The organism is Streptomyces sparsus, assembly GCF_054776295.1.
This window is the reverse complement of sequence record NZ_BAAHCA010001616.1, coordinates 1-634: the sequence shown is the minus strand read 5'-3', so window position 1 is coordinate 634 and position 634 is coordinate 1. Positions and strand designations below refer to the sequence as shown.

Here is a 634-nt window from a genome sequence, read left to right as displayed (position 1 = left end):
AGGGCGTGGCCGGCCCGGCCGACGCGCCGCCCGGCCGCGGACCGACGCCCGGGGCGCGAAGCCCAGATCTGCGAGCGTGCGGCCCGGGAACATGTGCAGGAACACGCGTTCGTAGGCGTAGTTGGGGCAGCGGATCTCCCCGCTCTCCACCCGGCCGATGTAGCGGGCGTCGCAGGACACCCGCTCCTCGATCTCCCGTGCCGCCCTGCGGACGGCGGCGGCGAACTCACCGGGGGAGAGCCCGCCGCGCAGTTGCCGGAAGGCCAGGTTCGGCTGCCGCTGGGGCGCGGCTGACGTTGAAGGTGACGACGCCATGTCCGGGAAGGTACACGCCGTCACCGGGTCGGTACGCAGGGTTTCCCGACAAACGGGATGTCTCGTTCGGCATCCGCCATGAACCGCCATCCTTTGCGGTGTTCCCCGCCGTAGCTGTTGACGCTCTCGGACGTTGCACTCCGTACAAGCGAATGCAGAGGAGGGGTCCCAGTGCTGGACACCGGAGACTTGCGTACGACCGCCCCCGCCCGGCCCCCGGCCGGCGGTGCGGTTCCGCCGGCGGAGCCCTGCGACCTGGTCACCGTGCCGGCGCGGCAGGGCCTCGAGGCGGTCGACATCCTCAGGCTGCGCGACGGCG

General features: G+C 72.2%; 1 pseudogene. It reads right to left on the bottom strand.

Annotated elements, in window-relative coordinates:
- A pseudogene (locus tag ACYVE9_RS29940) lies at positions 1-315 on the bottom strand (hypothetical protein); the annotation flags it as partial.
- Positions 316-634 lie beyond the last annotated feature (319 nt).